Raw genomic sequence first — 13,405 nt, 5'->3', positions numbered from 1 at the left:
TCTGACCCACTCGCCACAACGAGAGAGGGGAGCCAATATGGCTCCCCTCTCTTTTTTCCTGACATATCCCCCTCATCCCCGGCCCTTCTCCCGCCAGGGGAGAAGGGAGCAGGCTCGCACCTGTGAACAGTAAGCGGGCCACCTGCCGGCGATCTTCATGGCAAACCTCGCCACCTCGATCTATCCCCTCTCCCGCTGGGAGAGGGTTAGGGTGAGGGTGAGGGGGAAACCAGTCAGGGGGTCAGCTCCCCGCGCAGGGACTGCTGCATCAGCTCGCGGATGCGCGGCGCCGGCAAGTCCTGGCTCAGCAGGAAGTGCAGCTTGGTCAGCGCCGCCTCGGCGGTCATGTCGAAGCCCGAGATGACCCCGGCCCGGGACAGCGCATTGCCGGTGGCATAGCCGCCCATGTTGACCTTGCCGTGCAGGCACTGGCTCAGGTTGACGATGATGACGCCGCGGGCCGACGCCTCGGAGAGCAGCGCCAGCATGGCCGGATTCTGCGGCGCATTGCCCACCCCGAACGAGAGCAGGATCAGCGCCCGCACCGGCTGCTGCAGGATGTTGGCGATCACCTCGGCCGAGATGCCCGGATAGAGGGTCACCACGCCGATGGGCTGGGGGGTGATGTCGTGCAGCACCAGCGGCCGCTCGGACGGCACGCCCAGCTCGCCCGCTTCCAGCGAGATGGCGATGCCGGCATTGAGCAGCGGCGGGTAGTTGGGCGAATCGAAGGCGTGGAAGCCGTCGGCGTGCACCTTCTTGCTGCGGTTGCCGCGATAGAGCTGGTTGTTGAAGAACAGTGTCACCTCGTGGATCGGGTAGTTGGCCGCGATGTAGAGGGCGTTGAGCAGGTTCTGCTGCCCGTCGGAGCGCAGCTCCGCCAGCGGGATCTGGGAGCCGGTGATGATCACCGGCTTGTGCAGATCTTCGAGCATGAAGGAGAGCGCCGAGGCGGTGAACGACATGGTGTCGGTGCCGTGCAGGATGACGAAGCCGTCGTACTTGTCGTAGTTGCCTTTAATATCCTCGGCGATGCGCTGCCAGTCCGCCGGCGTCATGTCGGAAGAGTCGATGAGGGGCGCATATTCGTGAATATGGTAATCCGGCATCTCGGGACGATGGAACTCGGGCATCCGCGCCAGACAGTCTTCCATGAAGCCCGCCATCGGCACATAACCGTGGTCGGAACGCTGCATCCCTATGGTGCCGCCTGTGTAGGCGATGTAGATGGACTTCTTCACACCCTCTCCTCTTTGATGGGCACAACACCCGCGAATCGTGGCTCACCCGGGGCGAAACGGCGGCATCGACTGCCCGCCGTATTCGCCATGGGCCGAAAGCCCGCCCATGATAGCGCGCCGGGCCGCCGGCTCACATCCCACCAGTGCCGTCCGGCGGGCCAAAAAACGCCGAATTATAGGGACTGGCGCCCCAAATGACAGCCGGGAAATGGCCTGCGGCCGGTATTAAACGGCGACTAACCCAATAGTGTTAAATGTCACAAGATACATCAAGAATGACCATTTATCTGACAAATGTGGATATAAGTGGTGCTTTTTGCTACTATCCGCTCGATTTTTCATAAATCTCATCTGGAAGCCTGATCTGTTCAGGCCCGCACTGGTCCCATTTTTACGTGGGGCGGGGGCATGTCGCCCCTTCTTTGTTGGCACCTGAGCCACACTGTTTTTATCCCGGCTGAATCTGTGAGTCTGCATCAACGAAAGACACAGCCAATCAACATGGGAGTACTGAATGCTACAACTTGATTCCTACGCCACCCTGGTCGCAGCCACCCTGGTGTTGCTGCTCGGTCGTTTGCTGGTGACCCGAGTCGGGCTGCTGCGAACCTTCAACATCCCCAAGCCGGTTGCCGGCGGCCTGGTGGTCGCCCTGGTGCTGCTGCTGCTGCGCTCCACCCTGCAGATGGAGCTGCAGTTCGATACCAGCCTGCAAACCCCGCTGATGCTGGCGTTCTTCGCCTCCATCGGTCTCTCCGCCGATCTCGCCAGCCTCAAGCGCGGCGGCAAGGCGGTGCTCACCTTCCTGCTGGTGGTCACCGGTCTGCTGCTGGTGCAAAACAGCCTGGGCGTGGGTCTGGCGACCCTGCTCGGTCTGGATCCCCACATGGGGCTGCTGGCCGGCTCCATCACCCTCTCCGGCGGCCACGGCACCGGGGCGGCCTGGGGCGCCACCTTCACCGAGAAGTACGGGGTGCAATCCGCCGCCGAACTGGCCATCGCCTGTGCCACCTTCGGCCTGGTGCTGGGCGGCCTCATCGGTGGCCCGGTCGCTCGCTATCTGGTGAAAAAGGTGAAAGTACCCGGCGAGGAGCACAACCGGGATGACGCGCCGCAAGGCTTCGAGATGCCGGACATGGAGCGGCCGCTCACCACCTTCAGCCTGATCGAGACCCTGGCGCTGATCGCCATCAGTCTGAAGGGGGGCGAGATGCTCTCCGCCTACCTCAAGGGCGGCGCCTTCGAGCTGCCGGTGTTCGTCTGCGTGCTGTTCGTCGGCGTGCTGCTGCGCAACGTGCTGACCCTGCTGAACTGGCATGAAGTGAGCGATCGCGAAGTCTCCCTGCTCGGCAACGTCAGCCTGTCGCTGTTCCTGGCGATGGCGCTGATGAGCCTGCGACTGTGGGATCTGGCCAACCTGGCGCTGCCCATCTTCGTCCTGCTGGCGGCCCAGACCGTGGCCATGGCGCTCTACGCCATCTTCGTCACCTTCCGGGTAATGGGCAGCAACTATGATGCGGCCGTGCTGGCGGCAGGCCACTGTGGCTTTGGTCTCGGGGCCACCCCCACTGCCATTGCCAACATGCAGGCCATCACCCAGCGCTTCGGCCCCTCCCACCTGGCGTTTCTGGTGGTGCCCATGGTGGGGGCCTTCTTCATCGACATCATCAACGCCATGGTGATCAAGCTGTTCCTGGCACTGCCCTTCCTGTAATTCCTTTCCCGTCAGACGTCTATGAACAGAGCCCACCCCTTGGTGGGCTCTGCCATTGCTGCTCGCCAGTGGCGCTACGCCTCATCCTTCATGGGTGCCCGCGGCGAGGCACATAAACAAAAAGCCCCGCACTCGGCAGAGGGCGGGGCTTTGTCATGGCGGCCGTGCTCGCCGCGTTTCAGAACTTACAGGATAAAGGTCGAGACCTGCTGGTTCAGGTCGGTAGCCCGGCCCTTGAGGCTTTCGGCCTGATCCAGATCGCGCATGGCGGCGGCGGTGATCTCGTCACTCACATCCTTGATGGCGGTGGTGTTCTGGGTGATCTCGCCGGTCACCTGGGTCTGCTCCTCGGCGGCCGTGGCGATCTGACCCGCCATGTCGGAGATGAGCGACACCGCCTGGGTGATCTCTTCGAGCGCGGCGGCAGCGGCATCGGCGTCTTTCACGCTGTTGTCCGCCAGCCCCTGGCTGGTCTGCATCAGGCTCACCGCACGGGCCGTGGTCTGCTGCAGGGTCTCGATGGTGGACTGGATCTCCTGGGTGGAGTCCTGGGTACGGCGCGACAGCACCCGCACCTCGTCCGCCACCACCGCGAAACCGCGACCCTGTTCACCGGCGCGGGCCGCTTCGATGGCCGCGTTCAGCGCCAGCAGGTTGGTCTGCTCGGCGATACCCTGAATGGTGGAGAGGATGCCGGAGATGGCCTGGGCGTGGCGGCTCAGCTCGCCGATCACCTCGGTCGCCTGCCCCACTTCCTCGGCCAGACCGTTGATGGACTGACGGGTCTGGTTCACCAGCATCTTGCCCTGCTCACTGCTCTGGGCGGATTGCTGGGCCGCGGCGGCGGTGTTCTCGGCGTTGCCGGCGATCTCCATGGTGGCGCTCGCCATCTCGGTGACGGCGGTGGCGACCATGGTCACTTCCTGCTGCTGGCGCTGCAGCTCGTCCACGGCGGCCTGGTTGGTCACTAGACTGCGCTCGGCATCGGCGTTCAGCTCGTTGGCCAGCTTGCGGATATTGCCGATCAGCTGGTGCTGGCTGCCGACGAAGCGGTTGAAGCTGTTGGCCAGCTGACCCACTTCGTCGTTGGTGTCGATCTTGATGCGCTGGGTCAGATCGCCGTTACCGTCGGCGATGCGCGCCAGGGCCTGGGAGACCTTGCTGAGCGGGCCGAGCAGCATGCTGACCAGCCAGGAGATGGCGAGGATGCTGCCCACCAGCACCAGCAGGGCCAGGCCGAGCTGGGTCATCAGCAGGGAAGAGAGCGGCGCCTCCAGGGTCTCCTTGTCCAGCACCAGCACCAGTTCCCAGTCGGTATTGGGGATGTCCACCGCCCACAGCAGCTTGTCACGCCCTTCGTTGTCGAAGTAGGCCGGCACCAGGCTGTTGCTGGTCTTGCTCTGCTCGATCAGGGCATTGGTCAGATCGTTGTCGATCTCGGTGGCCGGTTTCATCGCCTTGGCGGCGTCCTTGTAGGCGATGACGGTGCCATCTTTGTGCATCATGATGGCGAAACCATCGGCCGGCAGCTTCATCTTGGTGACGTCCTCCACCAGCGAGGCGATGGAGAGGTCGCCACCGACCACGCCGCCCTGAGCCGGCTGGGCCAAGGTCACCACCATGATGTTGTAGGCCACATCCAGATAGGGTTTGGTCACGATCAGGCCGCCCTTGCTCATCGCTTCCTGATACCAGCCACGGGAGCGGGGATCGTAACCGTCACGGTTGATGGAGGGATCGGAGTCGTTCATCTTGCCGCCGCTCTCGCCAAAATAGGTGAGCTGGAAGCGACCGGAGACTTGCGCCTGTTGCAGGGCGTTGAGGGGTTCGGCGCCAGCCTTGTTGCCGAGCGCCTGAATGACGTCGCGACGGGCCGCGAGCCAGTCACTGACACTGGCCGCCTGCTGGCTGCCGAGGCGTTGTACCTGTTCCTGACTGCCTTGCAGCAACAGGGACTTCTGGCTGGTATAGCTCTGCCAGGAGAGCAGCAGGATCACCAGCGACAGGGCGATCACCACCGACAACAGTATCTTCTGCTTGAGTGATAGGTTTTTCATCATGCGTTCTTCTTATGAGGTCAGGAACAGGATTTCCCAAAAAGTGCACAGCACTGCGTAGTTATTAACGACCCGTCGGCACAAAACTAAACCGGAAAATGGGCCGGCGGGCGATATTTTCCACCGAGTTGGGGAAAACTGCACCAGAAATTGACTACGAGGCACGCACAAGGACAGCCGACCCTGTTTATTCCTTCCACAATTGGCTAGAATATCCCGTTTTTAAATCACATCGACCCCGAGAGTTTTCACGATGTTTGAAGTCAATCCTGTATTAAACAAGCTTAAGGAGCTGTCTGAGAGGACCGAGCTGCTTAGGGGGTACCTTTGACTATGACGCCAAGAAAGAGCGTCTAGAAGAGGTCAACGCCGAGCTGGAACAGCCGGACGTCTGGAATGAACCCGAGCGCGCACAGGCGCTGGGCAAGGAGCGCGTGGCGCTGGAAAACGTGGTCGGCACCATCGACACCCTGACCCAGGGCGCCGACGACGTGGCCATGCTGGTCGAGCTGGCCGTGGAAGGTGAAGACGAAGACACCTTCAACGAAGCCGTGGCCGAAGCCGACGTGCTGGAAACCAAGCTGGTGGATCTCGAGTTCCGCCGCATGTTCTCCGGTCAGCACGACCCCTCCGACTGCTACATCGACATCCAGTCCGGCTCCGGTGGTACCGAAGCGCAGGATTGGGCCAACATGGTCCTGCGCATGTACCTGCGCTGGGGCGATGCCCACGGCTACAAGCCCGAGCTCATCGAATGCTCCGAAGGCGACGTGGCCGGCATCAAGTCCGCCACCATCAAGTTCACCGGTGAGTATGCCTTCGGCTGGCTGCGTACCGAGACCGGCGTCCACCGCCTGGTGCGCAAATCCCCGTTCGATTCCGGTGGCCGTCGCCACACCTCGTTCTGCTCGGTGTTCGTCTACCCCGAGATCGACGATGACATCGACATCGAGATCAACCCGGCCGACCTGCGTATCGACGTCTACCGTGCCTCCGGCGCCGGTGGTCAGCACGTCAACCGGACCGAATCCGCGGTACGTATTACCCACATTCCTACTGGGGTCGTGGTACAGTGCCAGAACGATCGTTCCCAGCACAAAAACAAAGATCAGTGTATGAAGCAGCTGAAGGCCAAGCTCTACGAGCTGGAAATTCAGAAGCAGAATGCCGAGAAGCAAGCCCTCGAAGAGACCAAGTCCGATATCGGCTGGGGCAGCCAGATCCGTTCCTATGTGCTGGATGATGCGCGCATCAAGGATCTACGTACCGGCGTCGAAACCCGCAACACCCAGGCGGTACTCGACGGCGACTTGGACAAGTTTATCGAAGCTAGCCTGAAATCAGGCCTGTAAAAAAACAGAACAGCAGGAATCACCATGTCTGAACAAACCACTACTCCGGAAGTCGACCAAACTCTCGATCTGAACAACGAGATGCAGGAGCGTCGTTCCAAGCTGGCCGCCTTGCGCGCCCAGGGCAACCCCTTCCCCAACGACTTCCGTCGTGACAGCCTCTCCGGCGATCTGCACGCCGAGTTTGGTGACAAGAGCGCCGACGAGCTGGCCGCACTGGGTAAACGGGTGAAGATTGCCGGTCGCATCATGACCCGCCGGATCATGGGCAAGGCATCTTTCGCCACCCTGCAGGACATGGCTGGCAAGATCCAGGTCTACGTCACCCGTGACGACCTGCCGGAAGGCTTCTACAACGAGCAGTTCAAGAAGTGGGATCTGGGCGACATCGTGGGTGTCGAAGGTACCCTGTTCCGCACCAATACAGGCGAACTCTCCGTTCATGTCTCCGACATTCGCCTGCTGACCAAGGCCCTGCGCCCGCTGCCCGAGAAGCACAAAGGTCTGACCGACCAGGAAGCCCGCTGCCGTCAGCGTTACCTGGATCTGATCGCCAACGAAGAGTCCCGCAAGACTTTCGTGACCCGTACCAAGGTCGTGGCCGGTATCCGCAAGTTCCTCAACGACAAGCGCTTCATGGAAGTGGAAACCCCCATGATGCAGGTCATCCCGGGTGGCGCTTCTGCCCGTCCGTTCATCACTCACCACAATGCGCTGGACATCGACATGTACCTGCGTATCGCTCCGGAACTCTATCTGAAGCGTCTGGTGGTCGGTGGTTTCGAGCGTGTCTACGAGATCAACCGCAACTTCCGTAACGAAGGTATCTCCGTTCGCCATAACCCCGAGTTCACCATGCTCGAGTTCTATATGGCCTACGCCGACTACATCGACCTGATGGATCTCACCGAAGAGATGCTGCGCACCCTGGCGCAGGACATCCTGGGCGACACCAAGATCCGTTACGCCAAAGAGGGCGAAGAGGGTCTGACCATCGATTTCGGTCAGCCGTTCCAGCGCCTCTCCATGGTTGACTCCATCCTGAAGTACAACCCGGATGTGACCCGTGACGATCTGGCGACCCTGGAGAAGGCCACCGCCGTCGCCAAGCGCCTGCACATCGAGCTGATGAAGAGCTGGGAGCTGGGCCACGTGATCACCGCGATCTTCGAAGAGACCGTGGAGCACATGCTGCTGCAACCGACCTTCATCACCGAGTACCCGGCCGCCGTTTCTCCGCTGGCCCGTCGCAACGACCAGAACCCGGACGTCACCGACCGCTTCGAATTCTTCATCGGCGGCCGCGAGCTGGCCAACGGCTTCTCCGAGCTGAACGATGCGGAAGATCAGGCCGAGCGCTTCCAGGCTCAGGTTGACCAGAAAGCCGCAGGCGATGACGAAGCCATGTTCTACGACGCCGACTTCGTGACCGCGCTGGAACACGGTCTGCCGCCGACTGCCGGTCAGGGTATCGGTATCGACCGTCTGGTGATGCTGTTCACTAACAGCCACACCATCCGCGACGTCATCCTGTTCCCGGCCCTGCGTCCACAAAAGTAAGAGCCGAAGAAACAGGGCCGCAGCAGCGCAGCTGCTGTCCATGACAATCAAAACGCCCCGCAACTGCGGGGCGTTTTTTTATGGCGGGCACAAACCGGTGACGAACCTTCAAGACGCCGCCAGCTTGCCGCTTATCAGGCCACTGGCAACAGCCACTCCCCCCGCCACAAGGTGACGGCCTGACCGGCCATCAGCACCCTATTCTCCTGCAGTTCTAGCCGCAGCTCACCACCCCGGGCCGAGATCTGGCGAGCCCGCAACTGCCGTTTGCCCAGCCGCTCGGCCCAGAAGGGCACCAGGGCGCAGTGGTTGGAGCCGGTCACCGGATCCTCATCCACCCCGACCCAGGGGGCGAAGTAGCGGGAGACAAAGTCATGGTCGGGATCGCTCGAGGGCGCCGTCACCATCAGGCCGCGACCGGGCAGCGCGCGCAGGGCCTGAAAATCTGGGGTAAGCGCACGAACCTCCTCCTCGCTGGCCAGCGCCAGCAAGAACTTGGCGCCAGCCGCCAGGGTTTGCAGCGGCCGGCAACCGACCGCAGCCGCATAGGCCGGATCCAGAACGAGCGGCACCGGAGCAATGCGCGGGAAATCGAGCCAGATCCACTCCCCTTCGCGCCGGGCCAGCAGCTCGCCGCTGCGAGTCTCGAAGCGTATGACTTCCTCCTCGGCCACAGCTCCCGTCTGCCACAGCATGTGGGCCGCCGCCAGGGTACCGTGACCACAGAGATCCACTTCCAGCTCGGGGGTAAACCAGCGCAGCTGGTAGCGGGCATGGCCAAGGGGCACCAGAAAGGCGGTCTCTGACAGGTTGAACTCGGCCGCCATGGCCAGCAGGGTGGCATCCGGCTGGCTCGGCCCCAGCACCACCACCGCCGGGTTGCCGCCAAAGGGCTGCCGGCTGAAGGCATTGACATGAAACAAGCTGATAGTCGACATTCACGCTTCCTGTGTGAGTAATACGGGTTCATTCATCGCCCTTTATACCATGAGAGCCCTGTCGACCTGAGCCGCCTTGCGACCCTCTCCATCGCCTTTTTAATGCAGTAATAGAATAAAAAAGACATTTTTATTCTTTGTTGTTATCCATCACACCCCTTAACCTGACCAAAAATCAGACCATGGAAGACGTGTGTGATGCAATTGAAGGACTCCCTGACCAACCTGACTCCCCTCTCTGACGAGCAGCAGCGACAGCTGAGCCAGGCGCTATCGACCCTCAACACCCAGCAACTGGCCTGGGTCAGCGGTTATCTCTACGGTCTCTCCCAGGCGGGCAACCAGCCGGCCGTGACCGGCGCAGCCGCCACTGCCCCCAGCGGCAATCTGACCATTCTCTACGGCTCCCAGACCGGCAACGCCAAGGGCGTGGCCAGCGCCATCAAGGCGCAGGCCGAGGCCCGTGGCCTGCCGGTGACCCTCACCTCCATGGCGGACTACAAACCCAAGCAGCTCAAGAAAGAGACCCATCTGCTGGTGGTAGTGAGCACTTACGGGGAGGGTGAACCGCCGGAGAGCGCAGTCGATCTGTTCGAGCAGCTCAAGAAGGGCAAGGTCGGCAAGCTGGAAGGACTCAAGTTCGCCGTGCTGGGGCTGGGTGACAGCTCCTATGAATTCTTCTGCCAGACCGGCAAGGACTTTGACAGCCTGCTGACCAAGGCTGGCGCCGATCGGGTGCATGAACTCGCCAGCCTGGACGTGGATTATCAGGATGCCGCCAAGGCATGGGGCGAACAGGCGCTCAATGCCATTGCCGCCCCCCTCTCCGCCGGTCCCACCGGCAGCAGCGTGGCCAGTGCGATACAGCAGGCGGTCGGCCACAGCCAGTACAGCAAGGAGAACCCCTTCCCGGCCAGGCTCTCGGTCAATCAGAAGATCACCGGTCGCGACTCGACCAAGGATATCCGTCACATCGAGATCAGCCTTGAAGAGTCCGGCATCCGCTACCAGCCGGGCGATGCCCTCGGCATCTGGTTTGACAACGACCCCGCACTGGTGAACGAGGTGCTGGCCCTGGCCGGTCTCTCCGGCGACGAGGCCACCGCCCGCGGCAGCCTGCGCGAAGTGCTCAGCCGCGAGCTGGAGCTGACCCGCTTGCACGGCGGCTTTATCACAGGACTCGCTGATATATCGGGCAACGCGGCGCTCAAAGATCTGGCCGGCGACAAGGCCCAGGTCAACGCGCTGGTGGCCTCTGCCCAGGTGGTGGATGTACTGAAACGCTTCCCGACCGCGCTCACAGCCGAACAGCTGCTGGGCCTGCTGCGCCCGCTCACCCCGCGCCTCTACTCCATCGCCTCCAGCCAGAGCGAGGTGGAAGAAGAGGTGCACCTGACCGTCGGCGTGGTGCGCTACCCGCAGGAAGACGGCACGGTGCGCAGCGGCGCCGCCTCCTCCTACCTGGCGGATCGGCTGGCCGAAGATGCCGAGGTGCGGGTATTCGTCGAGCACAACGACAACTTCCGCCTGCCACCAAACCCCGACACCCCCGTCATCATGGTGGGACCGGGTACCGGCATCGCCCCGTTTCGCGCCTTCCTGCAGGAGCGTGAGGCCCAGGGGGCCGAAGGCAACAACTGGCTGTTTTTCGGCAACCCGCACTTCACCCAGGATTTCCTCTATCAGGTGGAGTGGCAGCGTTATGTGAAGAGCGGGCTGCTCAGCAAGATCTCGCTGGCCTTCAGCCGGGATCAGGCCGAGAAGGTCTATGTACAGCACCGCCTGCGGGAAGCGGGCCAGGAGCTCTACCAGTGGCTGGAAGCAGGCGCTCACTTCTATGTGTGCGGCGATGCCAACCAGATGGCGAAGGATGTGCAGGAAGCCCTGCTGGATGTGATTGCGGAACATGGCCACAAGAGCCGTGAGGAAGCAGAAGAGTATTTGAGCGAATTGCGTCGTGCCAAACGTTATCAAAGGGATGTCTATTGATGAGCAAACAAGTGATTCCGGGACCGGTGGAAGGACCGCTGGCCGACAACGAACGTCTGAAACGCGAGAGCGATCATCTGCGCGGCACCATAGCGCAGGATCTCACAGACCCGCTCACCGGCGGCTTCAACGGCGACAACTTCCAGCTGATCCGCTTTCACGGCATGTACCAGCAGGATGACCGCGACATCCGCCCGGAGCGCACCGCCCAGAAGCTGGAGCCGCTGCACAACGTCATGCTGCGCGCCCGCCTGCCCGGCGGCATCATCACCCCGGCCCAGTGGCAGGTGATCGACAAGTTCGCCGAGGATCACAGCCTGTACGGCAGCATCCGCCTGACTACCCGCCAGACCTTCCAGTTCCACGGGGTGCTCAAGCGCGACATCAAGATGATGCACCAGACCCTCAACAGCACCGGCATCGACAGCATAGCCACCGCTGGCGACGTGAACCGCAACGTGCTCTGCACCAGCAACCCGGTGGAGTCCGAGCTGCATCAGGAGGCCTACGAGTGGGCCAAGAAGATCTCCGAGCACCTGCTGCCCAAGACCCGCGCCTACGTGGAGATCTGGCTGGACGGCGAGAAGCTGGGAGGGGACGAAGAGCCGATCCTGGGTTCCAACTACCTGCCGCGCAAGTTCAAGACCACTGTGGTGATCCCGCCCCACAACGACGTGGACATCCACGCCAACGATCTCAACTTCGTGGCCATCAGTGATCACGGCAAGCTGGTGGGCTTCAACGTACTGGTAGGCGGGGGTCTGGCCATGACCCACGGCGACACCAGCACCTACCCGCGCAAGGCGAGCGATTTCGGCTTCGTGCCGCTCTCCCACGTGCTGGAGGTGGCCGCCGCCGTGGTCAGCACCCAGCGCGACTGGGGCAACCGGGTCAACCGCAAGAACGCCAAGACCAAGTACACCCTTGAGCGCGTCGGCGTCGAGGCCTTCAAGGCCGAGGTGGAGAGCCGCGCCGGCATCCAGTTCGGACCGGTACGCCCCTATGAGTTTACCAGCCGTGGCGATCGCTTCGGTTGGGTAGAGGGGATCGACGGCAAGCACCACCTGACCCTGTTTATCGAGAACGGCCGCCTGCTGGACTTCCCGGGCAAGCCCCTCAAGACCGGCATGCTGGAGATCGCCAAGGTGCATCAGGGGGATTTTCGCCTCACCGCCAACCAGAACCTGATCATCGCGGGCGTGCCTGCCGGCGAGAAGGCCCGCATCGAAGCGCTGGCGCGTCAGTACGGCCTGCTGGATGACGGCGTGAGCGAGCAGCGCAAGCAGTCCATGGCCTGTGTGGCCCTGCCCACCTGCCCACTGGCGATGGCCGAGGCCGAGCGCATGCTGCCGGCGTTTGTCACTGACATCGAGGGGCTGCTGGCCAAACACGCTCTTGCCGATGACGCCATCATCTTCCGGGTCACCGGCTGCCCCAACGGCTGCGGCCGCGCCATGCTGGCGGAGGTGGGTCTGGTGGGCAAGGCGCCGGGGCGCTACAACCTGCATCTGGGTGGCAACCTCGAGGGGACCCGCATCCCGCGCCTGCACCTGGAGAACATCACCGAGCCGCAGATCCTGGCCGAGCTGGATGCCCTGATCGGTCGCTGGGCCACCGAGCGCAACGCGGGCGAGTGCTTCGGCGACTTCGTCATCCGCGCCGGCATCATAGCCCCGGTCATCGACTCCGCGAGGGACTTCTATGCAGCCTGATCAAACCGATACAGAGCGGCTGGCACGCACCGCCGACGGCCGACTCGACCTCGACGCCCTGCTGGCCTTGAGTCGCGAGGAGCAGGTCGAGGCGCTGGCCCCTATCAATCGGGCTCTCGATGCCATAAGCGCCCCCGAGCGGGTGCGCTGGGCCCTGGCCAACCTGCCGGGAGAGCACGTGCTGTCATCGAGCTTCGGCATCCAGGCGGCGCTGATGCTGCACCTGGTGAGCCGCGAGCGGGCCGACGTGCCCGTGGTGCTGACCGATACCGGTTATCTCTTCCCCGAGACCTACCGCTTCATCGACGAGCTGACCGAGCGGCTCGCGCTCAACCTCAAAATCTACCGGGCCGAACTCAGTCCGGCTTGGCAGGAGGCCCGCTTCGGCCTCCTGTGGGAGCAGGGGGTGGAGGGGATCACCCGCTACAACCAGCTCAACAAGGTAGAGCCGATGGACCGCGCCCTGAACGAGCTGGGCGCACGTACCTGGTTCTCGGGCCTGCGCCGGGAGCAATCAGGCAGCCGGGGCAAGTTGCCGGTGCTGGCCATCCAGCGCGGCCGCTTCAAGTTCCTGCCGGTGATCGACTGGAGCAACAAGGACGTCTTCTACTACTTCAAGGAGTTCGACCTGCCCTACCACCCGCTGTGGGAGCAGGGCTACCTGTCGGTGGGCGACGTGCACACCACCACCAAGTGGGAGCCCGGCATGAGCGAGGAGCAGACCCGCTTCTTCGGCCTCAAGCGCGAGTGCGGCCTGCATGAGGAGAACGGCGAGAACGACGGCTCCGGCATCTGAACCCGAGGGCCCGCCCGCACGGCGCCCATAAAAAACGCCCGGCAAC

At 62.7% G+C, this 13,405-nt stretch carries 9 protein-coding genes; 6 read left to right on the top strand and 3 right to left on the bottom strand.

Going from position 1 to position 13,405, the window contains the following annotated elements; translation table 11 throughout:
- Positions 1 to 233 precede the first annotated feature (233 nt).
- Positions 234 to 1,241 (bottom strand): asparaginase, encoded by a 1,008-nt coding sequence (gene ansA, locus PG881_RS00425; protein WP_011707130.1) that lies wholly within the window; start codon positions 1,239 to 1,241, stop codon positions 234 to 236.
- 514 nt (positions 1,242 to 1,755) lie between these two features.
- Here ansA and gltS point away from each other — a divergent pair.
- On the top strand, positions 1,756 to 2,955 hold the full coding sequence (gene gltS, locus PG881_RS00420; RefSeq protein ID WP_016351764.1) for a sodium/glutamate symporter: 1,200 nt from the start codon (positions 1,756 to 1,758) through the stop codon (positions 2,953 to 2,955).
- 185 nt (positions 2,956 to 3,140) lie between these two features.
- Here the strand turns inward: gltS and PG881_RS00415 are convergent, their stop codons facing one another.
- On the bottom strand, positions 3,141 to 5,012 hold the full coding sequence (locus PG881_RS00415) for a methyl-accepting chemotaxis protein (protein WP_017409325.1): 1,872 nt from the start codon (positions 5,010 to 5,012) through the stop codon (positions 3,141 to 3,143).
- A 253-nt stretch (positions 5,013 to 5,265) separates the two neighbouring features.
- Here PG881_RS00415 and prfB point away from each other — a divergent pair.
- Together prfB and lysS are read left to right on the top strand one after the other, a co-directional pair.
- Positions 5,266 to 6,364, top strand: a protein-coding gene (gene prfB, locus PG881_RS00410; RefSeq protein WP_011707133.1) for a peptide chain release factor 2 whose coding sequence is annotated in 2 segments (ribosomal slippage) — positions 5,266 to 5,340 and positions 5,342 to 6,364 — 1,098 coding nt in all. Because the reading frame shifts where the segments join, the coding sequence is not laid out codon by codon here.
- 24 nt (positions 6,365 to 6,388) lie between these two features.
- Positions 6,389 to 7,924, top strand: coding sequence for a lysine--tRNA ligase (gene lysS / locus PG881_RS00405; RefSeq protein ID WP_011707134.1), 1,536 nt, complete (start codon positions 6,389 to 6,391; stop codon positions 7,922 to 7,924).
- Between the two features lie 134 nt (positions 7,925 to 8,058).
- Here the strand turns inward: lysS and PG881_RS00400 are convergent, their stop codons facing one another.
- On the bottom strand, positions 8,059 to 8,862 hold the full coding sequence (locus PG881_RS00400; RefSeq protein ID WP_043162023.1) for a PhzF family phenazine biosynthesis protein: 804 nt from the start codon (positions 8,860 to 8,862) through the stop codon (positions 8,059 to 8,061).
- A 198-nt stretch (positions 8,863 to 9,060) separates the two neighbouring features.
- Here PG881_RS00400 and PG881_RS00395 point away from each other — a divergent pair, with 198 nt between their 5' ends.
- From PG881_RS00395 to PG881_RS00385, 3 genes are read left to right on the top strand one after another with little or no spacing between them, the layout of a single operon-like run.
- Entirely contained in the window at positions 9,061 to 10,851 is a 1,791-nt protein-coding gene (locus PG881_RS00395; RefSeq protein WP_270797859.1) for an assimilatory sulfite reductase (NADPH) flavoprotein subunit, read from the top strand.
- The gene (gene cysI / locus PG881_RS00390; RefSeq protein ID WP_270797729.1) at positions 10,851 to 12,563 is read left to right on the top strand and encodes an assimilatory sulfite reductase (NADPH) hemoprotein subunit; all 1,713 of its coding nucleotides are present in this window, start codon (positions 10,851 to 10,853) and stop codon (positions 12,561 to 12,563) included. The genes PG881_RS00395 and cysI overlap by 1 nt, the downstream gene beginning before the upstream one ends.
- Positions 12,553 to 13,359, top strand: a complete 807-nt coding sequence (locus PG881_RS00385) for a phosphoadenylyl-sulfate reductase (protein ID WP_076360463.1) — start codon at positions 12,553 to 12,555, stop codon at positions 13,357 to 13,359. The genes cysI and PG881_RS00385 overlap by 11 nt, the downstream gene beginning before the upstream one ends.
- The last annotated feature ends 46 nt before the right edge of the window (positions 13,360 to 13,405 follow it).

Origin of the sequence: Aeromonas sp. QDB54 (assembly GCF_027707385.1) — a bacterium.
Classification (GTDB): domain Bacteria; phylum Pseudomonadota; class Gammaproteobacteria; order Enterobacterales; family Aeromonadaceae; genus Aeromonas; species Aeromonas hydrophila.
Note: the sequence above shows the minus strand (reverse complement) of the source record. Positions and strands in the feature narration are given on the sequence as shown.